Source organism: Polaromonas sp. P4_H1, assembly GCF_056400945.1.
Genome location: NZ_JBFUKG010000002.1, coordinates 464,780 through 487,686, shown reverse-complemented (window position 1 = coordinate 487,686; position 22,907 = coordinate 464,780). Strand labels below are relative to the sequence as shown.

Annotated in this window: 19 protein-coding genes; 5 read left to right on the top strand and 14 right to left on the bottom strand. The window is 63.2% G+C overall.

Annotation, left to right across the window (positions count from 1 at the left end):
- Nucleotides 1-27: 27 nt before the first annotated feature.
- From AC1DS5_RS05115 to AC1DS5_RS05100, 4 genes are all read right to left on the bottom strand, one after another.
- Nucleotides 28-1,128, bottom strand: coding sequence for an NAD(P)/FAD-dependent oxidoreductase (locus AC1DS5_RS05115; protein ID WP_477717165.1), 1,101 nt, complete (start codon nucleotides 1,126-1,128; stop codon nucleotides 28-30).
- A gap of 2 nt (nucleotides 1,129-1,130) precedes the next feature.
- Nucleotides 1,131-2,198, bottom strand: coding sequence for a proline racemase family protein (locus AC1DS5_RS05110; protein ID WP_477717164.1), 1,068 nt, complete (start codon nucleotides 2,196-2,198; stop codon nucleotides 1,131-1,133).
- Nucleotides 2,199-2,320: 122 nt separating this feature from the next.
- Complete coding sequence (locus AC1DS5_RS05105; RefSeq protein WP_477717163.1) at nucleotides 2,321-3,454, bottom strand: branched-chain amino acid ABC transporter substrate-binding protein; 1,134 nt, start codon at nucleotides 3,452-3,454, stop codon at nucleotides 2,321-2,323.
- 40 nt (nucleotides 3,455-3,494) lie between these two features.
- Nucleotides 3,495-4,409: a dihydrodipicolinate synthase family protein gene (locus AC1DS5_RS05100; RefSeq protein ID WP_477717162.1), complete on the bottom strand. Its 915-nt coding sequence runs from the start codon at nucleotides 4,407-4,409 to the stop codon at nucleotides 3,495-3,497.
- 658 nt (nucleotides 4,410-5,067) lie between these two features.
- Between AC1DS5_RS05100 and alaS the strand changes: the two genes are divergently transcribed.
- Nucleotides 5,068-7,692 carry an alanine--tRNA ligase gene (alaS, locus tag AC1DS5_RS05095; RefSeq protein WP_477717161.1) on the top strand — a complete coding sequence of 875 codons (2,625 nt, stop codon included), beginning with the start codon at nucleotides 5,068-5,070 and terminating at the stop codon, nucleotides 7,690-7,692.
- A 106-nt stretch (nucleotides 7,693-7,798) separates the two neighbouring features.
- Here the strand turns inward: alaS and egtD are convergent, their stop codons facing one another.
- Both egtD and AC1DS5_RS05085 read right to left on the bottom strand, forming a co-directional pair.
- Nucleotides 7,799-8,842, bottom strand: a complete 1,044-nt coding sequence (gene egtD / locus AC1DS5_RS05090; RefSeq protein WP_477717160.1) for an L-histidine N(alpha)-methyltransferase — start codon at nucleotides 8,840-8,842, stop codon at nucleotides 7,799-7,801.
- 148 nt (nucleotides 8,843-8,990) lie between these two features.
- Complete coding sequence (locus AC1DS5_RS05085) at nucleotides 8,991-9,881, bottom strand: LysR family transcriptional regulator (RefSeq protein WP_477717159.1); 891 nt, start codon at nucleotides 9,879-9,881, stop codon at nucleotides 8,991-8,993.
- 112 nt (nucleotides 9,882-9,993) lie between these two features.
- Between AC1DS5_RS05085 and AC1DS5_RS05080 the strand changes: the two genes are divergently transcribed.
- From AC1DS5_RS05080 to AC1DS5_RS05065, 4 genes are all read left to right on the top strand, one after another.
- Nucleotides 9,994-10,428 carry a VOC family protein gene (locus AC1DS5_RS05080; protein ID WP_477717158.1) on the top strand — a complete coding sequence of 145 codons (435 nt, stop codon included), beginning with the start codon at nucleotides 9,994-9,996 and terminating at the stop codon, nucleotides 10,426-10,428.
- Nucleotides 10,429-10,444: 16 nt separating this feature from the next.
- Nucleotides 10,445-11,359 carry an amino acid ABC transporter substrate-binding protein gene (locus AC1DS5_RS05075; protein WP_477717157.1) on the top strand — a complete coding sequence of 305 codons (915 nt, stop codon included), beginning with the start codon at nucleotides 10,445-10,447 and terminating at the stop codon, nucleotides 11,357-11,359.
- A gap of 161 nt (nucleotides 11,360-11,520) precedes the next feature.
- Complete coding sequence (locus AC1DS5_RS05070; RefSeq protein WP_477717156.1) at nucleotides 11,521-12,069, top strand: TlpA disulfide reductase family protein; 549 nt, start codon at nucleotides 11,521-11,523, stop codon at nucleotides 12,067-12,069.
- Nucleotides 12,070-12,234: 165 nt separating this feature from the next.
- The gene (locus tag AC1DS5_RS05065) at nucleotides 12,235-13,347 is read left to right on the top strand and encodes a transglutaminase-like domain-containing protein (protein WP_477717155.1); all 1,113 of its coding nucleotides are present in this window, start codon (nucleotides 12,235-12,237) and stop codon (nucleotides 13,345-13,347) included.
- A 49-nt stretch (nucleotides 13,348-13,396) separates the two neighbouring features.
- On the opposite strand, the gene AC1DS5_RS05060 is transcribed toward AC1DS5_RS05065, so the two are convergent.
- From AC1DS5_RS05060 to hpaI, 8 genes are read right to left on the bottom strand one after another with little or no spacing between them, the layout of a single operon-like run.
- Complete coding sequence (locus tag AC1DS5_RS05060; RefSeq protein ID WP_477717154.1) at nucleotides 13,397-14,836, bottom strand: FAD-binding oxidoreductase; 1,440 nt, start codon at nucleotides 14,834-14,836, stop codon at nucleotides 13,397-13,399.
- A gap of 42 nt (nucleotides 14,837-14,878) precedes the next feature.
- The gene (locus AC1DS5_RS05055) at nucleotides 14,879-16,327 is read right to left on the bottom strand and encodes an aldehyde dehydrogenase family protein (RefSeq protein WP_477717153.1); all 1,449 of its coding nucleotides are present in this window, start codon (nucleotides 16,325-16,327) and stop codon (nucleotides 14,879-14,881) included.
- Nucleotides 16,324-17,310: a 2-dehydropantoate 2-reductase gene (locus AC1DS5_RS05050; protein WP_477717152.1), complete on the bottom strand. Its 987-nt coding sequence runs from the start codon at nucleotides 17,308-17,310 to the stop codon at nucleotides 16,324-16,326. The genes AC1DS5_RS05055 and AC1DS5_RS05050 overlap by 4 nt, the downstream gene beginning before the upstream one ends.
- Entirely contained in the window at nucleotides 17,307-18,257 is a 951-nt protein-coding gene (locus tag AC1DS5_RS05045) for a fumarylacetoacetate hydrolase family protein (protein ID WP_477717151.1), read from the bottom strand. Before AC1DS5_RS05045 ends, AC1DS5_RS05050 begins: the two co-directional genes overlap by 4 nt.
- On the bottom strand, nucleotides 18,254-19,129 hold the full coding sequence (locus tag AC1DS5_RS05040) for a DODA-type extradiol aromatic ring-opening family dioxygenase (protein WP_477717150.1): 876 nt from the start codon (nucleotides 19,127-19,129) through the stop codon (nucleotides 18,254-18,256). Before AC1DS5_RS05040 ends, AC1DS5_RS05045 begins: the two co-directional genes overlap by 4 nt.
- Before the next feature lie 18 nt (nucleotides 19,130-19,147).
- On the bottom strand, nucleotides 19,148-20,623 hold the full coding sequence (locus AC1DS5_RS05035) for an aldehyde dehydrogenase family protein (RefSeq protein ID WP_477717149.1): 1,476 nt from the start codon (nucleotides 20,621-20,623) through the stop codon (nucleotides 19,148-19,150).
- 58 nt (nucleotides 20,624-20,681) lie between these two features.
- Nucleotides 20,682-22,100: an FAD-binding oxidoreductase gene (locus tag AC1DS5_RS05030; RefSeq protein ID WP_477717148.1), complete on the bottom strand. Its 1,419-nt coding sequence runs from the start codon at nucleotides 22,098-22,100 to the stop codon at nucleotides 20,682-20,684.
- 1 nt (nucleotide 22,101) lies between these two features.
- The gene (gene hpaI / locus AC1DS5_RS05025) at nucleotides 22,102-22,905 is read right to left on the bottom strand and encodes a 4-hydroxy-2-oxoheptanedioate aldolase (RefSeq protein ID WP_477717147.1); all 804 of its coding nucleotides are present in this window, start codon (nucleotides 22,903-22,905) and stop codon (nucleotides 22,102-22,104) included.
- Between the last annotated feature and the right edge of the window lie 2 nt (nucleotides 22,906-22,907).

Here is a 22,907-nt window from a genome sequence, read left to right as displayed (position 1 = left end):
TGGGAGCGGCCCTGCGGCTCATGCTGCTCATGCGGCCATTCCAAAGCGCTGCGGCAGGTAGGGCGTTAGGTCGAGTTCGGCCCGGCTCCCGGTGATCTGTGCGGCCAGCAGGCGGGCGCTGGCCGGGGCCGTCGTCACGCCCAGGCCTTCGTGGCCCACGGCCAGCCAGAGCCCGGGGCGCTGCGGATGCGGCCCCAGCAGCGGCAGGCTGTCGGGGGTGGCGGCGCGCAGGCCGGTCCAGCAGCGGATGGCGTTGAGATCGGCCAGGGCGGGCATATAGCTCACCGCGCGCTCCAGCATCTGCGCCAGCATGTCGGCATCCACTTCGGGGGTGCTGTCATCGAACTGGCGCGATGAGCCGATCAGCAGTTGCCCGGTCGGGCGCGGCTGCAGGTTGAATGCCACCGAGGGGCCAGTGCTGTGGTGTGCGCTGGTGACATAGCCCAGTTCCACCAGCTGGTGACGGACCTGGCCCGGGTAGCGGTCGGTAATCAGCAGATGGCCCTTCTTCGGTCGGATCGGCAGTTCGGGGCACAGTTGTGTGGCATGGATGCCGTTGGCCAGCAGCACGGCGTTGGCGTCAAGCCAGCTGTTGCCGGCCAGCCGCACGCGCGGGCCCTCAATTTCCAGCACTTCGGCGTGTTGCATGCGGATCTGCTTCGGGTATTGCGCCAGCAGCCAACGCGCTGCGTTGGGCGCATAGACCACGCTGTCGCCTGGCACCTGCAGGGCACCACACAGGCCGGGGCGCAGAGCCGGCTCCAGGGCCTGCAGTGTTTGCGCATCAATGAGATCACAGGCCACGCCGTGTGCGCGCAGCCGCTCCTGCTTGTCGTGAGCCGCCGCCATTTCCTCGTCGTTCGCGGCCAGCCACAGCGTGCCGCAGGGGTGCCAGGCACAGTCCGCGGCCATCGCGTCGGCCCACTGCCGCCACACGCCAAGCGAATGGCGGCTGAGTGCGAGTTCGGCGGGGTTGTCGTCCATGATCACCAGATGGCCCATGCCCGCCGCCGTGGCGCCGCCCCGGTGGTCGTCGAGCACCAGCACGTCCAGTCCGGCACGCGCCAGCTCGTGCGCGCAGGCCGCGCCGACGATGCCGGCACCAATGACGATGACGTCCGCATCCATGGTCAAGTTTGAAGCCGGATGCCCCAGCCAAAGGGGTCGTCGGCCTCGATCAGCAGCGTGGCTTCTGCGCTCATATGGGCGCGCCCGCGCAGCGTAGGGATGATGTGGTCGCCATCGCGCTCAAAGCTGGCTTCGAATTGGCTGCCGATCACGCTGGCCTGGCGCCAGATTTCACCCGGCGCGAGCTTGCCGTCGGCCGCCAGGCAGGCGATCTTGGCGCTGGTGCCGGTGCCGCAGGGTGAGCGGTCGTAGGCCTTGCCGGGGCACAACACGAAATTGCGGCTATCCGGAATTTGGGCCCCCACGCTTGTCGCTTCGCGTACTGCGCTGCCCCCCGAGGGGGCTAATTTTCCTAGGGGCGGCCCGTCGGAAAATTGGCTGCTACCCACGCTGGCCTTCGGCGATGGGTTGCCGGCGGAGGGCGACCCTTCTGCAAACAGTTCGATGTGGTCGATCTCGGCACCCTCCGCACCGGTGATGCCCTGCGCCGCCAATGCTTCGCGCAGCGCCCAGCTGTAGGCGGTGAGGGCGTCGAGGTTGTCGCTGGCCACGCGCTGGCCATGTTCGCTGACCAGGAAGAACCAGTTGCCGCCCCAGGCCACGTCGCCGCGCACTGTTCCGTGGCCCGGCACGGTCACGGCGACCTGGTGCAGATGGCGCCAGGCGGGCACGTTGCGCACGCTGACCGAGCGGTCCGCATGCAGCGTGGCTTCGACCGTGCCCACTGGCGTCTCGATGCGGTGTACGCCCGGCTGAATGCGGCCCATGTGGGCCAGCGTGGCCACCAGCCCGATGGTGCCGTGGCCGCACATGCCCAGATAGCCGGTGTTGTTGAAAAAAATCACGCCGGCACTGGCATCGGCGGCGACCGGCGTACACAGCAAGGCACCCACGATGACATCGCTGCCGCGCGGCTCCAGCACCGTGGCGGCGCGCCAGGCATCATGCTGCTGCGCCAGCACGGTGCGGCGCTCGGCCATGCTGCCGCTTCCCAAATCGGGGAAGCCATCAATGACCAGGCGCGTGGGTTCGCCGCCCGTGTGGGAGTCGATGATCTGGATGCGTTTCATGGGTGTTTCAGTCATGCCGTTGAAGATTCGTGCCGTGAGATGCATAAGAAAACATTGAAAACAACAGGGCAGGTGAGATTGCCCTATTGCTTCAATTCAGCGGCTCAAGAAAACAGGCCGCATCAATAACTTGCCAGTGGAACCGGCAAAGCATTCTTGAAGGTGAAAACCGTTACAGGAGCCTGTTTCATATTGCCTTTTTCGTCGTAGGCATACGTGCCGGCGACTCCCTTGTAACTTGATTTATAGATTTCTGCGCCGACTTTGTTCGGGTCTGTCGAGTTGGCTTTTTGCATGGCCTCGCCAATGAACAAGGTCTGGTCGTAAAACGAAGCCGCATAGGCATCCGCATCAAGATTGAAACGTTTTTTGTATTTCGCTTTGAATGCGGGGCCATCCGTGGCTTTTTCAAGAATCGAACCGCCTTGCGCGCAGAAAACGGTATCGTTGACAGCGTCCGCTGCAAGTTTTCCCATTTCCGGGCTGCACAGCGTATCGCCGCCCAATAACTTTGCGGGCATCGCCAGTTGCTTCATTTGCCGCGTTAGCGGTGCAGCTTGCGGTGCATAGCCACCAAAGAAAATAACTTCGGGCTGTTTGGATTTCAGGTTGGTCAATATCGATGAGAAGTCAACCGATTTGTCCGTGGTGAACTCTTGCCCCACGACGGTGAGGCCCAGATTCTTGGCTTCCTTGACGAATTCATCCGCCACACCCTGGCCAAACGCGGTGCGGTCATCAATCACGCCAACTTTTTTGGCCTTGAGCACTTTGGCCGCATAGACCGCCATGCTGGAGCCAATTTGGTTGTCAGCGGCAACGATGCGGAACAGGTTTTTGTAGCCGCCCTGGGTGACTTTGGGATTGGTGCCGACCGTGGACATCATGGCGCCACCCTCGCTATAGACTCGCGACGCAGGAATGGCAACGCCTGAACAATAGGGGCCCATGACAAATTTGACGCCGCTGTCCACCAGTTTCTGGGCGGCGCTAACGCCTGACTTGGCGTCGCACTGGTCATCTTCGGAGTGCAGTTCAAATTTGAGCGCTTTGCCCGCAACCATGATTTTCCTGGCATTGAGTTCTTCAATCGCCAGGCGCACGCCATTTTCATTGTCTTTCCCTGCAAACGCGTTGGCGCCTGACAGCGGACCGGTGTGGCCTATTTTTACCACCTGCTCCTGGGCATTCGCATGGCCTGCAAGTGCAATCGCCATCACGCCAAGAAGCGGAATCATGCTTGGGTTGATTGTCATACCTGTCTCCTAAAGTTTCGGGTCGTTAAAAGGGCTGCCGTCAGGCAACCGACTGGTATTGAGCCGGTCGTGTCGCCAGCGCTTTGTTCACGATCGTTTCAATGGCTTCGCGCTCCGCACCTATCAGGGGCAGGCGCGGACGGCGCATGTGCTCGGTGCTCACGCCGGCCAGTACGTCGATCAATTTGAGGTTCTGCACCAGCTTGGTGGACACGTCCAGGTGCAGCATCGGCGTCATCCACTGGTAGAGCTTGAGTGCCTCGGCGAACTTGCCGGCTTTCATCAAGTCGTACAGCGCCACGGTTTCGCGCGGGAAGGTGCAGCCGACGCCGGCGAGCAGGCCGTCGCAGCCCAGCGCCAGGCCTTCGTAAGCCAGGTCATCCACGCCCAGGAAGAGCTGATAGCGGTTGCCCACCGTGTTGCGCAGGTCGGTGATGCGGCGTATGTTGTCGGAGCTTTCCTTGATGGCGACAATCCATTCGCAATCGGCCAGCTCGACCATGTGTTCGGGCTTGAGGTCCACGCGGTAGGCGACCGGGTTGTTGTAGACCATGATGGGCTTTTTAGCGGCCTCGGCCATGGTGCGCACATTCAGCATCGCCTCGCGAGCGTCGGCCACGTAGATGACCGAGGGCATGACCATAAACCCGTCCACGCCAAGTTCGTTGGCGCCATGGATGTAGCGCAGCGCTTCGCGGGTGCTGGTTTCCGACACGTTGGCGAGCACCGGGACGCGGCCCTTGCTGGCTTTGATGGCGATGTTGGCGACCTGGAGTTTTTCTTCGAGCGTCAGCGTGCTGGCTTCGCCCAGCGAACCGCAGGTTACGAGGCCGTGAATGCCGTTGCGGATCTGGAAGTCGATATGCTTGGCCGTGCCTTCGGCGTCAATGCTTTCGTCGGCGTGGAATTTGGTGGTGATGGCGGGAAAAATACCTTGCCAGAGGGGGTTTTTCAAGGGTGACTCCTAAGTGAGAGGGTTGAAACCGAATGGGGCAGTTGGTTGAAATTAGCAACTGGTAAATATATTAATAAGATATTTAAAATATCTTATTAGGGTATTAAGCAGATTGCGTGCCAGCCTTTTTTACGGTAATGGAAGGGATTTGCAGCGTCAGAATGCAGCGCACAGTCCGGTTTGGTGCCAATGGGGCGCATCAGGCACCTCAGTGGCGCGCATGCCGCCCACGGAGGCCATGCTAGAGGGCCGTCGGGGGCGGGGCAAGCCGGTGGGACCCAAGTCCATAAATTGAATGTTCAGGCAAATCAGGCATTTAGGGTTCGACGCAATGGGTACGACCGAGGTCGCCGGTGGCCAGGGAACTGCTGGCCGATGTCTACGCCGGCCAGCAAGCGGTGGGCTACCCGTCTACATTGATGACGACGAGGCTCACGACATCTGGAATGAGCTCGCTGCAGGCGCTGCCAGCAACGCGGCCCGGGTGCTGGACCCTGCTGAAAAGCGGCCTCCGCGCCAGGCCTGCCGCTTGCAGGTGGTGCAAACTTATAATCAACGGTCCGATGCAACAGCGCCAGCGCTGACTGCGCGCAAGCCCGATCAAGTCCGATCAAGGGGGAGCCGGATACCTTTCAGCCATTGAGTCCACACCTCGCCTATGACCACGCCTCATTTCACCGTTGCCGACATCCGCAAAAGCTTTCTTGACTTCTTCGCGTCCAAGGGCCACACCGTGGTGCCGTCCAGCTCGCTGGTGCCGGGCAACGACCCGACGCTGATGTTCACCAACTCGGGCATGGTGCAGTTCAAGGACGTGTTCCTGGGCACCGACAAGCGCAGCTACGTGCGTGCCGCGAGCGTGCAGGCCTGCCTGCGCGCCGGCGGCAAGCACAACGACCTGGAAAACGTCGGCTACACCGCGCGCCACCATACTTTCTTCGAGATGCTGGGTAACTGGAGCTTTGGCGACTACTTCAAGCGCGAGTCGCTGAAATGGGCCTGGGAACTGCTGACCGACGTCTACAAGCTGCCGGCCGACAAGCTGTGGGCTACCGTCTACATTGATGACGACGAGGCTTACGACATCTGGACCAAGGAGATTGGCCTGCCGCCCGAACGCGTGGTGCGCATCGGCGACAACAAGGGCGCCAAGTACGCCAGCGACAATTTCTGGATGATGGCCGACACCGGCCCCTGCGGGCCCTGCAGCGAGATCTTTTACGACCACGGCCCCGAGATTGCCGGAGGCCCGCCGGGCTCGCCCGAGCAGGACGGCGACCGCTATATCGAGATCTGGAACAACGTGTTCATGCAGTTCGACATGCAGCCCGACGGCTCGGTCAAACCTCTGCCCGCACCCTGCGTGGACACGGGCATGGGGCTGGAGCGCCTTGCCGCCATCCTGCAGCATGTGCACAGCAACTATGAGATCGATGTTTTCGATGCGCTGATCAAGGCCGCCGCCCGCGAAACGGGTGAGAAAGACCTGAACAACAAGTCGCTGCGCGTGATTGCCGACCACATCCGGGCCACGGCGTTTCTGGTGAGCGACGGCGTCAACCCTTCCAACGAAGGCCGCGGCTATGTGCAGCGCCGCATCGTGCGCCGCGCGATCCGCCATGGCTACAAGCTGGGCAATAAGACGCCGTTTTTCCACAAGCTGGTGGCCGACCTGGCCAGGCTGATGGGCGATGCCTATCCCAAGCTCAAGACCGATGAGGCGCGCATCACTGCCGTTCTCAAGGCCGAGGAAGAGCGCTTCTTCGAGACGCTGGAAATCGGCATGCAGATTCTGGACACGGCGCTCGCCGGAGGCGCCAAGGTATTGCCCGGCGATGTCGCCTTCAAGCTGCATGACACCTATGGCTTCCCGCTTGACTTGTCGGCCGACGTTTGCCGCGAGCGCGGCGTGGACGTGGACGAGGCCGGCTTCAACGCGGCAATGGACAGGCAGAAAAACCAGGCGCGCGCCGCCGGCAAGTTCAAGATGGACCGCGCGCTCGAGTACACCGGCAGCGGCAATACCTTCACCGGTTACGAGCGTCTGGAAGAAACCGCAAAAATCGTGGCGCTGTACGCAGACGGCGTGCCCGTCGCGGCCCTGACAGCAGGGCAAAGCGGCGTGGTGGTGCTGGACACCACCCCGTTCTATGCGGAAAGCGGCGGTCAGGTCGGTGATGAGGGCGAGCTGATCAGCGGCTCGGCGCATTTTGCCGTGGGCGACACGCTCAAGATCAAGTCGGACGTGTACGGTCACCATGGCACGGTGGAGCAGGGCACACTGAATGTGGGTGATCATGTCAACGCGCGTGTCAATCTGGCCGTGCGCGCCGCCACCGTGCGCAACCACAGCGCCACCCACCTGATGCACAAGGCCTTGCGCGAAGTGCTGGGCGAGCATGTGCAGCAAAAGGGCAGCCTGGTGAATGCCGAGCGCACGCGCTTCGACTTTGCGCACAACGCACCCGTGACCGACGAGCAGATTCGCGAGATCGAAGCGCGCGTCAATGCCGAGATCCTGTCCAACGTGGCGACCGACGCCACCGTGATGGATATGGAAGCCGCGCAGAAAAGCGGCGCCATGATGCTGTTTGGCGAGAAATACGGCGACAAGGTGCGTGTGCTGAGCATTGGCTCGAGCAAGGAGCTGTGCGGCGGCACCCACGTGACGCGTACCGGTGACATCGGCCTGTTCAAAATTGTGGCCGAGGGCGGCGTGGCCGCCGGGGTGCGCCGTGTCGAGGCCGTCACCGGCGAGAACGCGCTGGCTTACCTGCAGTCGCTCGAATCCACGGTTCAGGCCGCCGCTAGCTCGCTGAAGGCCAGCCCGTCCGAGCTGCAAAACCGCGTTGGCCAGGTGCTGGACCAGGTCAAGTCGCTGGAGAAAGAAATCGCCGCCCTCAAGGGCAAGCTGGCGTCATCGCAGGGCGATGAGCTGATGGCGCAGGCGATCGACGTCAAGGGCCTGAAGGTTCTGGCGGCCCGGCTGGAGGGCGCCGATGCCAGGACGCTGCGCGAGACCATGGACAAGCTCAAGGACAAACTCAAAACGGCCGTTATCGTGCTGGCCGCGGTAGAGGGCGACAAGGTCCAGATCGCTGCGGGCGTCACGCCTGACAGCGTGGGCAAAGTCAAGGCCGGTGAGCTCGTCAACTTTGTGGCCCAGCAAGTGGGCGGCAAGGGCGGCGGCAAGGCTGACATGGCCATGGCAGGCGGCACGGACGCGTCCAAGCTGGGTGATGCGCTCAAATCGGTGCAAGCCTGGGTGACTGAGCGCGTCTGAGCGCACCTGGCCAGGACCGGGTTCAGGCAGCGGGGTGGCTCGCTATCTTATGGGTAGCTTGCTCCCCTTGTCATGAATGGCTTACAGGCCAATAACGAGCCAAGCCTTAAACCGCTGCCCAGAACACGGCAAACCAGTGCTTCGGGTCGCTCCAGTGCTCCACATGCCTGAACCCGGCCTGGTGCAGCAGTGCCGTCATGCCCTCCAGCGTGTATTTGTAGGAGTTTTCGGTGTGGATGCGCTCACCGGCGCTGAACCGGCGCTCATGACCCGGCCAGCGAACGGTCAGGTCGCAGCTTGCTTTCAGATGCATTTCAATGCGTGATTGGGCCACATTGAACAGCGCCACATGCCGCCATTGGCGCACCTCAAAATCCGACTGCAGCAGTGTGTTGACGTTGAGCAGCAGGTTTTTATTGAAAGCCGCCGTCACGCCCAGCGCATCGTCGTAAGCAGCTTCCAGTGTGGCGATGTCCTTGACCAGGTCAATCCCCAGCAGCAGGCCGCGTGCCTTGCCCCGTGCGGGGTCGGCCATGTGCTGTAAAAACTGCAAAGCCTGATCCGGCGAGAAGTTGCCCAGGCTGGAGCCCGGGTAGAAAAATACCCGGTCGTGGCTTTGAATGGTGTCGGGCAAAGCCAGGTCGGCTGAAAAGTCCATGCCCAGCCCGACGATGTCCAGCGTGGGGAAACTGGTTTGCACCCGTTCGGCCGAAATCCGTAAAAAATCCACCGAAATATCCACCGGCACGTATTGATTTGGCGTCAGATGCGGAATCAGTGCCATCGCCTTGGCGCAGTTGCCCGCGCCCAGGTCAATCAAGCACGGCTTGGTGATGCCAGCCTCAGCAAGGGCGTTGGCCATCAGCGTGTAAGACACTTCAAAAATACCCGCCTCGGTACGGGTGGGGTAGTACTCGTCCAGCTCGGTGATGGCTTCAAACAGTTTGGAGCCCAGCGCGTTGTAGAAAAATTTTGGCGCAATACTGGCCGCTGCCGCACACAGCCCTGAGGTCAATTCTTGCGCCGTGCTGAGGCTTCGCCCCGGCTGCAGTTCGGCTTGACGGCCATAGAGGCTGTAGAGGTCGATGAACTGCGGGGACGCTGGCTGCAGTGCAAGCGACAGGTCGGGAGTGTTGAGTGGGAGTTTCAAAATCGACTTCGAAGCTGAAAATGACTATAGATTTGAAAGCGGTTTGGCTGCTGCGTTTGTAGGACTTAATCGCTTTGAGCGCAAGAGGGCGGGCCGCTCCACGCCCCCTTTTATCAGCCCGTGAGCGTGCTGTTCAGTGCGCAAAGGGTCAAACACCAGGGGCAGCTGCGGCAACTGCGGCAGCATCGCGCAGGCATTGCGCCAGCTGGCTGACCATCGGCTGGCTGGCTTTTGCGGTTCGCTGGAGTATGCCGACCTCACGATAAAACGTGTGTTCTCCGAGTGAAATGGCCCGCACATTCCCGGGCAGCGGAAGATGGGCTTCGACCATCGGTATCAATGCCACCCCCAGGCCATTGGATACCAGCTGGATCAGGCCCTGAATTTCGTCGAGTTCGATCGATTCGTGTACGGGCAGCTGCATGTCGCGCAAAAACCGCTCAACCATGCGCCCCCCGAAAGACTTTCGTTCATAACGGAGAAAGGGGTGTTTCTGTATCAGCTTGCGCCAGTCATTGCCTCTGAGGGCGGCAGGCACGACCAGCATGAAAGGCTCATGGATCAGCGCCTCCCAGGTCAATTCGGGCAACATGCCGAACGGCGGCCGGATCGTAATGGCCACATCGATCTCCCCGGCGTCGAGCTGGTCCATCAGATGCATGGACACACCCGGCGCCAGGTTCAGGCGCAGCTTGGGATACTTCTGCCGCATCGGCGCAAGCGCGCGAGGCAACAGCGAAGATTGAACCGAAGCGATGGCCCCGATGCGCAGCAGGCCATCGGCGCTGTCATCGTCCGGCAGGTCACCGAGTTTCGAGAACAGGGCAACGATTTCTTCGGCTCGCGCCAGCGTCATGGCTCCGGCCGCGTTGAGCGTCGCAGCGCGCCGGGTGCGGTCAAAAAGCTCAAAGCCTAGCGATTCCTCGAGGCGCTTGATCTGGCTGCTGACGGCGGACTGGGTCAGGCCAATACGCTCGCCCGCCGCAGCAAACGTACCGTGGCGGACAACCGCGATAAAGGTGCGTAGTTCTGTGATCACGTTCGAATCATCGATTATTTTGTTTCTCAGTGCAAATATATATCGCTTTTCATGATCAGTTAACGCTTCTACAGTGCAGACATCTTTTCAAACCCGCCTTAAAGGCCCCAACATGACGACACCCCACGCTGCCAATCCACCGTTTCATCTTGCATTTCCCGTCCATGACATCGCCGTGGCGCGCCAGTTCTATGGCGACTTGCTAGGCTGTCCCGAAGGCCGCAGCTCGACGGAATGGGTGGACTTCAACTTTTATGGCCACCAGATCGTGGCTCATCTCGCACCGGATGAGTGCGGCCACAAACAAACGAGCGCGGTCGACGGTCATGAGGTTCCCGTGCGTCACTTCGGCGCGGTGCTGTCGATGTCGCAATGGCAGGCGCTGGCCGACAAACTCACCGCCGCGGCCACCCGCTTCGTGATCGAGCCCAATATCCGCTTCAAGGGCGAGCCTGGCGAGCAGGCCACCATGTTCTTTCTCGACCCGTCCGGCAATGCCCTGGAGTTCAAGGCCTTCGCGACGCTCGACAACCTGTTCGCCAAATAAGATACAGGAGCCATTGATGAACAAAACCATGTCTCTCAAAGCCGCTGCCCTGGCCGCAGCGACGCTCGCGATCGCTTGCGCTCATGCCGAACCGGTGAACATCCTCAAAAAGATCAGGGAAACCGGAACCATCACCATGGGGGTGCGCGAGGCCTCGGGTGCGATGTCTTACTCGCTGGGCGACGGCCAGTACGCCGGCTTTCACCATGATGTCTGCAAAAAGGTTCTTGCCGATATCCAGAAACAGGCTGGCTTGAAAAAGCTTGACATCAAGTACCAGCTCGTCACGGCGCAAAACCGTATTCCGCTGGTGCAAAACGGCACCGTCGATATCGAGTGCGGGACAACGACCAACAACGCCACCAGGCAAAAAGATGTCGCGTTCGCACCCACGCTTTACATCGAGGAAGTACGCATCGCGGTAAAAAGCAGTTCAGGCATCACCAGCATTGCCCAGCTGGCGAATAAATCGGTCTCGACAACGTCGGGGGCTACTTCCGTCCAGTTGCTGCGCAAACATGAGCGCACCTCAGGCATTGATTTCAGGGAGTTGTTTGGCAAGGACAACAGTGAGGGCTTCCTGCTGCTCGAGAGCGGCCGTGCCGACGCTTTTGTTGCCGACGGCCAGATACTCGCGACCCTGATTTCGCAGTCCAAGCAGCCGGGCAACTACCGCATCCTGAACGAAGTGCTGAGCGTCGAGCCGATTGCCATCATGCTGCCCAAGGATGACCCACTTTTTAAACAGGCGGTCGATGCCAGCATCAGGGCCCTGGCCAAAAGCGGCGAGGTTGCGGCGCTGTACGACAAATGGTTTGTGCAGGCGATTCCGCCCAACAATACCCGGGTCGGGCTGCCGGCATCCACGTTGACCAAGGCGGCCTGGGCCAATCCGAGCGACAAGCCGCTTGAGGACTATGTGAAGAAATGAGGCAGGCAAAACCTCATGCGGCCATTGGCTGCCGCGTTTGTGGGAGTTAATGGTCTTGAAGGCAAGTGGTGATCGGTTTTGTTACGCTCTGGGGACGCAACCTTCTTTTTTGGCGCTTTTCTGCCAAATTTGGTACCCGATTTTTCGTGACCCAGTCTGCCATGTCCACAGCCATCTTTTCCCGCCGCGTTTTTCTGCGAAGTACGCTAGTGGCCGCCGCCGGCGCAGCCCTTGTGCCTGTGGCCGATGCCCAGGGCCTCACTGGACCGGCCTATGAGGTCAGCACATGGGCCGGCCCGGTGTCTGCGTTCGGCCTGCTGGACACCACCGGCAAAACCTGGCAATTGGCCGATTTGCGCGGCCGGGCGGTGCTGCTGAATTTCTGGGCCAGCTGGTGCGAGCCTTGCCGTGCCGAAATGCCCACGCTGCAGCAGGTGGCAGACCTCTATGGCCCTGACAAGCTGCTGGTGCTGGCCATCAACTTCAAGGAACCCGCCGCACGCGCGATTCAGTTTGCCAAAACCACGGGGGTGACCATGCCGGTTTTGCTGGACAGCGACGGCCGGACGGCGCGCCAGTGGGGCGTGAAAGTGTTTCCCACCACCCTGATGCTGGACAGCCGGGGGCAGCCCCGGCTGCGCGTGCGGGGCGAGGTGGACTGGACCAGCAGCGCAGCCGAGAAGCTGATTGCCGGGCTGATGAAACCCTGATGCTGTCCGGGGTGACTCTTGTGGGTTGCCTTGTCTTTCGCGCCAGCGATAATTGGCGGGCTGCTCGCGCCGCTTGCCAAACTGGCCAGGGCTCGACCCTGAACATCTCGGGGCACCTTTACCTGCCCCGATGCACGTTACCCTTTTTCATCCGGAGATCTCTTCATGACCACCGTACGCCGTACCTTCCTCAAAAACACCGCGGCTGCCGCCATGGCCGCAGCGCTGCCCAGCCTCAATTTTGCGCAAACGCCTGCGCAGCGCAGCCACTTTGCGCCACAAAGCGGTGCCTGGCGCACCTTTGAAGTGACCACCCGGGTGGACATCCTCAAACCCCAGGGGGTGACCAAGGTCTGGCTGCCGATTCCCTCGGTCAACAGCGACTACCAGCGTAGCTTTGAAAGCAGCTTTTCAAGCAACGGCACGACCGACCTGACCGACGACGGCAAGGACGGCGCCAAGATGCTTTATGCCGAGTTTGCAGAAGGCGAAGCCAGGCCCTTCATCGAGCTGACCAGCCGCGTGCAGACCCAGGGCCGCGCCGTGGACTGGTCGCAAAAAACCGCCAGGCCAGAAGACGCCGACACGCTGCGTTATTTCACACGCCCCACCAAATTCCTGCCGACCGACGGCATCGTGCGCAAGACGGCACTCGACGCCACCAAGGGCGCCAAAACCGATGTGGAAAAAACCCGGCTGATTTACGACTGGATCGTGGCCAACACCTACCGCGACCCCAAGGTGCGCGGCTGCGGCGAAGGCGACATCAAGACCATGCTGGAAACCGGCAACCTGGGCGGCAAATGCGCCGACCTGAACGCGCTGTTTGTCGGCCTCTGCCGCTCGGTGGGCATCCCCGCACGCGACGTGTATGGCATCCGCCTGGTGCCGTCGGCCTTTGGCTACAAGGAGCTGTCAGGCAACCCGGCCAGCCTGAAGGGCGCGCAGCACTGCCGCTCCGAGGCTTACCTGAAAGGCTACGGCTGGGTGGCGATGGACCCGGCCGACGTGGCCAAGGTCATGCGTCTGGAAACCGCCGACTGGATCAAAACCACGGTCAACCCGGTGGTGGCCCCGGTCAACAAGGCGCTGTTTGGCGGTTGGGAAGGCAACTGGATGGCCTACAACACCGCCCATGATCTGGCTTTGCCCCATTCCACGGGTGAGAAGCTCGGCTTTTTCATGTACCCGACAGCAGAAAACCCAGCCGGGCGCTTTGACTCGTATGCACCGGATGATTTCAAGTACCAGATCACGGCCAAGGAAATCAGGGCTTGAGGCTGATACTGCGAACTGGCTTGTAGCCCGAAATCGCTCAAATGGCTGCTCACACGGCGTCGACGACGCGCCCCGGATTGAGTATCTGTCCCGGATCGAGCAGTTGCTTGAGTTGCCGCATGACATGGAGCTCTGCTGCGTCGCGACTGTGGTGAAGAAAAGGCTTCTTCACCACACCGATGCCATGCTCTGCAGAGATGCTGCCGTCCGCGAGCCCTACAGCCTGATAGACCAATTCCTCGAGTGCTTCGAGTTGCGTCGCGTCCGGGATCGGCCCACTGATCAAATGCAGGTTGCCGTCGCCGAGATGTCCGAAAAAGAGATGCTGCTGAGTCGGGTACTTCTGCTCCAGCAACGCGCGCAACTGGCAGACCAGGTCGTCCATTTTGGGGACGGCAACGCTGACGTCAAATGCGGCACACGGGCGCAAATGCGATAGCAGTTCACTGATTCCTTCGCGAAATGCCCAGAGCTGCGTCGCCTGCTCGACGGATTGCGCCACGACTGCATCGGCCACCAGCCCGTTCTCCATCTCCGTTTCCAGGAAGCGCTCGATGGCAGCAGTGCTCGCGTCAGGGTCGCCGCCCAGTGTTTCGATCAGTACATAGAGCGGATACGGCTGGGTGAAGGGCGACGTCCTGTGGATGGCCTTCGCGCTGGCCTCGAAGAAATCGCTCCACATGAGTTCGAACGCCGACAGCTCTGGAAGTTTGCGCCTGGCCTCTCGCAGCAGCTGCGTTGCGGCCGTGAAATCCTTGACCGCGCACAGCACCGTGCAACTGGACAGCGGCGCCGGCGCCAGCTTGAGAGACAAGCGGGTGATGATGCCGAGCGTTCCTTCTGTTCCGACGAACAGATGCTTCAAATCAAAGCCCGCGTTGTTCTTGATCACCCGGTCGAGCATGGTCAGCAGGGTTCCATCGGCCAGTACAACTTCCAGTCCCAGCACTGATTCGCGCATCATGCCGTAGCGCAGGACGCGATTGCCGCCTGCATTGGTGGCCGCATTGCCACCGAGCTGGCAAGAGCCGCGGGCACCCAGGTCGAGCGGAAAGAACCAGCCTTGTTGAGTGGCGGCTGTTTGCAGCTGCTCAAGCGTGACGCCTGCCTGAACCACCACGGTACCGCCCACCGAATCGAAATCCTCGATGGCGTTCAGGCGTTGCAGTGACAGGATGATCTCGCCGTGTTGCGGGTTTGCACCGCCGGCCAGCCCCGTCAAGCCACCCTGGACGCAGAGCGGCTGACCCAAGCGCATGCACATGCGCACCGCTTGAGCCACTTGTGCAGGTGTGCGGGGCAGCAGCAGCGCAGCCGGCGTCAACGCCGATGCTGCACCACTCCAGTCCGCAGTCTGGCGCTCAAGCACCGCAGCGCCCGTCAGCACGCAGTCTGCACCGAGTTCGGCGATCAGCGCGGCAATGGCATCACCGCCCGCAAGCTGCTGGCGATGTCCTTGTTGCGCGTGGATATTTGTGGGTGTGTTCATGGCTTTAAGGGCGTTGCTGGGGGGTGTTGTCAGGGGGTGTTGTCAGGGCTGAACGTAGGCGGTCTTGACCGTTGTGTAGAACTCCGCCGCGTAGCGCCCCTGCTCGCGCGAACCATGGCTGGACCCCTTGCGCCCGCCAAAGGGCACATGGGGATCGACGCCAGCGGTCGGGGCATTCACCATCACCATGCCAGCCTGCAGCTGACGCTTGAAGTGCGCGGCATGGCGCAGCGAGGTGGTACATACCCCGGCGGACAGGCCGAACTCGGTGTCGTTGGCCACCGCCAGGGCTTCTTCGGCGTCCTTGACCCGGATGACACTGGCCACCGGGCCAAATATCTCTTCGCGGTTCAGGCGCATCGCGTTGCTGGTTTCGGTGAACAGCGTGGGTTGCAGGTAATGCCCGGGCTCGCCCTGGGCATTGACTTCAAACGCCGCGCCGCCAAAAGCGAGCCGCGCGCCTTCGTCCTGGCCGATGGCGATATAGGCCAGGTCCTGCGCCAACTGGCTGGCATCGACCACGGGGCCGATGTGCGTGGCGCTGTGGCGTGCGTTGCCCACCACCAGGCCGTGCAGCCTGTCCACCATGGCGCTGACGAAGCGGTCGTGAATGCCCTGGGTCACCACCAGGCGCGAGGACGCGGTGCAGCGTTGTCCGGTGCCGTAGAAGGCGCCGTTGATGGCGACGTTCACCGCCACGTCCAGATCGGCATCGTCCAGCACCACCAGCGGATTCTTGCCGCCCATTTCCAGCTGGAACTTGGCCATGGGGCCTTTGCGGCCCACACAGGCCTGGGCCACCTTGCGCCCGGTGGCGTCGGATCCGGTGAAGGTCACGGCTGCCACGCGTGCATCGTTGAGCAAGGTGTTGCCGACGTCGCGGCCGCGGCCCATGACCAGGTTGAAGGTGCCGGCGGGCAGCCCGGCCCTGCTCAGTATCTCGGCCAGCGCCCAGGCGCTGCCTGGCACCAGATCCGCCGGTTTGAACACCACCGTGTTGCCATAGGCCAGGGCCGGCGCAATCTTCCAGGCCGGAATCGCCATCGGGAAGTTCCACGGCGTGATGATGCTGATCACGCCGACCGGTTCGCGCGTGATCTCAACGCTCATGCCCGGCCGCACCGAGGGCAGCAGTTCGCCGCCGGGGCGCAGCACTTCACCGGCGAAGAACTTGAAGATGTGGCCGGCGCGCACCACCTCGCCGACGGCTTCGGCCAGGGTCTTGCCTTCCTCGCGGGCCAGCAGTTCGCCCAGCTCGGCGCGGCGCGCCAGGATTTCAATGCCCACGGCCTCCAGCGCCTCGGCACGCTGTTGCACGGGAAAGGCGGCCCAGGCGGGGGCGGCCGCATGGGCGGCCGCAATCGCCATTTCGGCCTGTGCGGTGGTGGCGCGGGTGTAGCGGCCGATCAGGTCGCGCGTGTCGCTGGGGTTGATGTTGTCCCCGGCGCCGTCGCCCGCCAGCCATTCGCCCGCGATGAAGTTGAGTTTCATGCCGGTTCCTCGGGATAGAGTTTGTGAACGCGGCCAAACAGCCGTGCCAGCCCCAGCAGCGCATCGATACTCGGCGTGGGGACGTTCAGGCGCAGGCCTATCTCGTGCACCGCGGTGACGATGCTGTCGAGCTCGATGGCACGCCCGGCTTCTGCGTCTTGCAGCATGGAGGTTTTGAATGCTCCCAGCCTGGCCGTGATCGCGTGGCGGTCCTCCGGGTTTTGCGTGATGTCGCAGCCGATGTGCCGACCGATCGCGGCGGCCTCGCGCATGGCGCTGGAGCAGAACTCGCGAACCAGCGGGTCGGCCAGCAGGCGGTCGATGCTGGCCCCGGTGATGGCTGACACCGGGTTCATGGTCAGGTTGCCCCAGAGCTTGTACCAGATGTCGTAGCGCACGTTCGGGGACACGGTCACATCGAAGCCCGCGCCGCTGAGCAACGCGCCCACGCGCGTGGCCCGCGTCGATTCGCCGCCGGCCGCCTCGCCCAGGATCAGGCCCTGGCCCATGATGTGCTTCACGATGCCGGGGGCGCCGCGGCTGGCGCTGGCATGGACCACACAGCCCAGCACGTGTTGCAAGGGAATGAAACTGGCAATGGTGCCGCCGGGGTCTACGCTTTGCAGCGGCGCGTCGCCGATGGCCGTGCCCATGCCAAACCACCACGGCACGCCGTTCATGGCGGGCAGCACCACGGTGTCAGGACCGATCAGCGCCGCAATGGAGGGCGCGACGCTCGATAGAACCGGCCCCTTGAGCGCAACGATCACCAGATCCTGCGGACCCAGCTCGCCCGCCTGGTCTGACGCCCTGGCCGGCGTTTGCAGCAATTTTCCGCCCTGATTCAGGCGCCAGCCGTGCTCGCGCAGGGCTGCGAGTGTGGCGCCCTGCGCGAGGGCGCTGACATCGCATTGCCCGGCGGCGGCCAGACGCGCACCGATGAAGCCGCCTATGGCGCCGGCGCCCACGATGGTGACTTTCATGTGTTTTTCTCGGCAGCGATCCGGTAGTTGTCCTTGAAGCGTTCCGGCACCCGTTCATCAAAACCAAAGGCCACGCGTCGTACCTCGGGGCTGTCGGTGGGCTGATGCCCCACACCCAGGGCCGATGCGCGTGGCGCGGGGATGGCCACCACCGTGCCGGCCAGGCGGCCCAGCCCGGTGATCTCGCACTCCACCAGATCGCCGGGATCGACCGAGCGCGAGTGGCAGGGTGTACCCATCAGGATGACGTCGCCCGGCAGCAGGGTGATGTGGCGGGCAATGTCGGCAATCACGTAGTGCGGACCCCAGATGGTCTCGTCGCCGATGTGGGCTTCCTGCACCACCAGGCCGTTGCGGTAGGTGCGCAGGGTCTGCTCGAACAGGTTCACGCCCTTGACGATGCCGGGGCCGATCGGCAGCAGGGTGTCGGCGCCCTTGACGCGCAGCATGCTGCCCTGGTCGGTATCGCGGTAGTTTTGCAGGCCCATGTCCAGCGCCGGGCAAAAGCCTTCAATATAGTCCCAGGCCTCGTCGGGCAGCACGTTGCGGCAGGTCTTGCCGATCACCACGGCGTACTCGCCCTCGTAGTTCAGGTACAGGCTGTCGGCGGGCTTCAGAATTTCGCAGCCATGGCCGTTGATCGAGGTCGGCGGCTTGGTGAAGTAGGTGGGGGTCTCGGTCGGTTTGGGCTGCTTGCGCGTCTCGAAGCTGCGCGAGCTGTAGGAGATGTGCACGGCGATGATCTTGCTGGGCGCGACCGGCGGCAGGTGCTGCACCGTGGCGGGGTCGACCACGCGGCTGTCGTCCAGGCGCAGCAGGCCTTGCCCGGGGCCGTCTTCGATGATGGTGCCCCAGTAGGCGCTGCCGCCCACCAGCACGCGGCGGCGCTCCACGCGCGGGCCGCGCATCACGGCAGGGAGTTCTTTTAAGGGGAATTCAAAGTTCATGCTGCCTCCTGGTCAAACCACATATGGATATTCCCTGTGCCGCGGGCGTTTTCATAGGCCGACAAAGGCTCGCCCTTGGCCCGGCAGGCCGCCCCGCCCATGGCGCCCAGCATCTGCAGGTAGTGCGCACCAAAAGCCTCCCACGGTTTTTTGCGGTACTCGTCGTCCCAGCGCTCCAGCACGCTGTCGTGGCGGCCTTGCTCCATCAATGCGATGGCCCCCTTGTCGCTGGCGATGTTCTCGGGCCGCGAGACATTGCTCTCGTGGAAGATGCGCGGATGGTTCGGCTTCCAGTCAATCGGGTTGAACTTGTGGCTGAGGGCGCCGGAGGCCAGCAAGACCACCTTCAGGTCGCTGCGACGCACGGCCTCGCCAATCGCCTCGCCCGATTTCAGGAAGTGCTTCCAGTCGCAGTTCTGGCAGGAACTGACGGTCACCACCGGAATATCGGCCAGCTCCAGCCGCAGGTGCTTGACCAGGTTGATGGTGGCATATTGCTTGCCCAGCTCGGGGTGGTTGATGACGCGGTTGTAGCCGCCTTGCTCGCGCGACACGGCTTCAATCGCGAGCGCCAGTTCGGGGTGGCCGCGGTAGTCGTAGGGCACGCCGTGCAAATACCAGGGCATTTCGTCCGAGATGTAGTTGCCCTGGTAGCGCGCCGCGCCGTCCACCATGTGGTAGCCGGTGGTGAACCAGTGGCTGTCAAAGACCACCACCACATCAGGCTTGGCTGCAGTGATCTTCTCGCGTAGCCGGGCATAGCCGGGGATGAGGTCTGAATCCGAGCCCGCGCCCTGCAGCACGCGAAACTCTTCGCACTGCATCAGGCCGGGGTGGTGCGAGACGAGGGCGGCGCCCACGATATGTCCCATGGTATGTTTCCTTTGAAATTAACGGTGGCTGAAGCTGGCGCGGAAGGGCTTTTTCGGCACCACCACGTCCTTGATGTCGCAGAAGAATTCAAAGCTCCAGTTGCCGCCTTCGCGGCCAATGCCTGAGCGCTTGATGCCGCCAAAGGGCGCGGCCAGGTCGCGGATGCCGAAGCTGTTGACCCAGATGAAGCCGGTGCGCACCTGCTGCGCAATCGCCGTGGCGTGTTCGGTCTCGCCGTAGCAGACGCCGCCCAGGCCGTAGTCGGTGCCGTTGGCCAGCTCGATCAGTTCCTCGTCGCTGTCGAAGGTCTGCAAGGTCAGCACCGGGCCGAACACCTCGTTCTGCACGATCTCGCTGTCCTGGCGCACATTCGTCAGCATGGTGGGCTGGTAGTACTGGGCACCGAAGGGATGCGGCGCGCCGCCCCACAGCAGCTCGGCGCCGTCGGCCAGCGCGCGTTCGACAAAGCCTTGCACGCGCTCGACCTGGCGCGGGTGGATGATGGGGCCGACCTCGGTGGCGGCGTCGCGCGGGTCGCCCACCGTGAGCTTGTCCACATAGCCGCGCATGGCGGCGACAAAGGCATCGCGAATCTTGCTGTGCACCAGAAAACGCGTGCCCGCCAGGCAGACCTGGCCGGCGTTGCGGTACATCAGCGCGCCGGTGGCGGCGGCGTTGTCGATGTCGGCGTCTGCCAGCACGATGAAGGGCGACTTGCCGCCCAGCTCCAGGCTGCAGGGCACGAGATTCGCGCCGGCGGCCTGGGCAATCCGTTTGGCGGTGGGCACCGAGCCGGTGAAGGACACGCGCGCCAGGCGCGGGTCGCTGACCAGCGCGGCGCCGGTGCTCGCGCCGCTGCCTTGCACGATGTTGAACACGCCCGGCGGCAGGCCGGCGGCGTGGGCGCAATCGGCCAGCAGGCTGCTGGTCAGCGGCGCCCACTCGGGCGGCTTGACGATCACCGTGTTGCCGGCTGCCAGCGCCGGGCCGAGCTTCCAGGTGGCCAGCATCAGCGGTGCGTTCCAGGGCGTGATGATGACGACCACGCCGGCCGGGTCGTGGCGCACGATGTGGTGTGCCTGCTCGGTGTCAATCGGATGGTCTTGCAAGGTGAGCGCGTGCTCGGCAAACCAGCTGATGTTGAGCATGGCGCGCGGCACCACGCCGTGCTGCATGCGCGACAGCAGTACGCCGGCGTCGGTCGATTCAAGCTGGCAAAAGGCCTCGGCACGCTGGCCGATCTCGGCAGCAAAGCGGTCCAGATAGGGCTTGCGCTCGGCCGCCGTCAGGGCCGCCCAGGCCGGGAAGGCGTTTTGCGCGGCCTGAATTGCGGCGTCCACATGCGCCGGCCTGCCTTCCGATATTTGCCCCAGCAGGCTTTGGTCGATTGGGCTGTGCAGGTCGAACAGCAGGTCGGACGCGACGCGCTGGCCATTGATGTAGTGATGCGGCGAGACGCTGTGGCCCGCTACGGTGAGGGTTTCTGTAGACACGGTTTACTCCTGAATTAATAGCTGCTTGTGCAGGCGGTATGAGGGCTAGAGGCTAATTTCATTGAAATTTCAGGACCTTGCCGGGGTTCATCAGCCCTTGCGGGTCCAGCGCCTGTTTGACGCGGCGCATCAGCTGCAGCTCCAGCGGCGACTTGTAACGCGCCGACTCGTCGCGGCGCAGCACGCCCAGGCCGTGCTCGGCCGAAATTGATCCGTCGAACGCGTGTACCGCGTCATGCACCAGCTGGTTCAATGGGCCTTCGAGCGCCAGAAATTCGGCTACCTGTTGCGGTCCGCTGCCAGGCAGCGGCGAGGCGTTGTAGTGCAGGTTGCCGTCGCCCAGATGGCCGAAAGTGACCTGGCGCACCTGCGGGTACCGGGCGGCGATCAGCGCGTCGGTGCTGGAGATGAAGGCCGGGATGCTGGAAATCGGCAGCGAAATGTCGTGCTTGATGGTTTTGCCTTCTGCCCCTTGCGCTTCGGAGATGTTCTCGCGCAGCGCCCACAGCGCCTCGAACTGAGCCAGGCTGGTGGAAAGCGCGGCATCCAGCACCCATTCGCTTTCCATGGCGGCCTCTAACAGGCCTTCCATGGCTTGTGCCGCCTGTGTTTCGTCCGTGGTGGCAGACAGCTCCAGCAGCGCATACCAGGGCGAAGCCTCTGCCAGCGGGCGGCGCGTGCCGGGGATGTGCTGCAGCACCAGCTCAACGCAGGTGTCGCTGAGGATTTCAAAGGCCGTCAGGCCCGCGCCGAGGCGCGCTTGCGCCAGGGTCAGCAGATTCAAGGCTTCCTGCGGACTGGGTACGGCCACCAACGCCACCACCTGCGCGGCAGGCAACGGGAACAGCTTGAGCGCGGCGGCGGTGATCACGCCCAGCGTGCCCTCCGAGCCGATGTAGAGGTCGCGCAGGTCGTAGCCGGTGTTGTCCTTGCGCAGGGGGCGCAGGCCGCTCCACAGTTCGCCTTCCGCCGTGACCACTTCCAGCCCCAGGCACAGCTCGCGCGCATTGCCGTAGCGCAGCACTTGCACGCCGCCGGCATTGGTGGCCAGGTTGCCGCCAATGGTGCAAGTGCCCTCGGCGGCCAGACTCAAAGGGAACAGACGCCCGGCTTCTTTCGCCGCCTCTTGCACCTGCAGCAGGGTCACGCCGGCCTCGACCAGCATGGTGTTGTTCAGCGGATCAATGGCGCGGATTTTGTTGAGGCGCGTGAGCGATAGCAACACCGGCAAGGCCTGGGGCAGGGCCTCCGGAACCGAGCCGCCGGACAAGCCCGTGTTGCCGCCCTGCGGCACCACCGGCACGCCGTGCGCATGGCACCAGGCGACGATGTTCGCCACCTCTGCGGCATTGTCGGGCTGCGCCACGGCCAGCGCCTGGCCGGTCCACTTGCCGCGAAAGTCGGTCAAAAAGGGCGCAGCGTCAACACCGGTGAGCAGGCGGCCACGAAAGGCGGCGCGAAGGGAATCGAGCAGCATGTCAGTACACCCCGCTACTGGAGGCCGGTGCGGACACCGCGGTTTTGAATTGCGCCGCCAGCGCTGCGGTGGCGCGCACCAGGAGCGTGGTGTCCACGCCGACTGCGATAAAGCGCGCCCCCACGTCGAGGTAGTGCCGGGCCAGGGTTTCGTCGGCACACAGAATGCCGGGCGCCTTGCCGGCGCGCAGGATGCAGCCAATGGCCTGGTCGATGGCAGCCCGCACCTCGGGGTGCGCGGGCTGGCCCAGGTAGCCCATGGAGGCCGACAAATCCGCCGGGCCGATGAACACGCCGTCCACCCCGTCTACCGCCGCAATCGCCTCGATGTTCTGCAAAGCGGCCAGCGACTCGACCTGCACCAGCAGGCAGACGCGCTCATTGGCTTCCTGCAGATAGTTGGGGTAGCGCGACCAGCGCGCCGAGCGGGCGATGGCACTGCCGACGCCGCGCACGCCCTGCGGCGGGTAGCGCATGGCGCGCACCAGCGCGGCGGCCTGCTCGGCCGACTCGACCATGGGCACCAGCACGGTGGTCGCGCCGATGTCCAGCACCTGCTTGATGAGGGCCGCGTCGCCGTGCGGCACACGCACCACCGGATGCGTCGGGTAGGCCGCCACGCTTTGCAAGGCGCCCAGCAAAGTGCGTAAGTCATTGGGCGCGTGCTCGCCGTCGAGCAGCAGCCAGTCGAAGCCGCTGCCGGCGCAGAGTTCAGCGGCATACGGGTCGGCCAGGGCCTGCCACAGGCCGATTTGAACTTCGCCCCAGGCCAGGGCTTGTTTGAATAGATTGTCAGGAGTTTGCATGG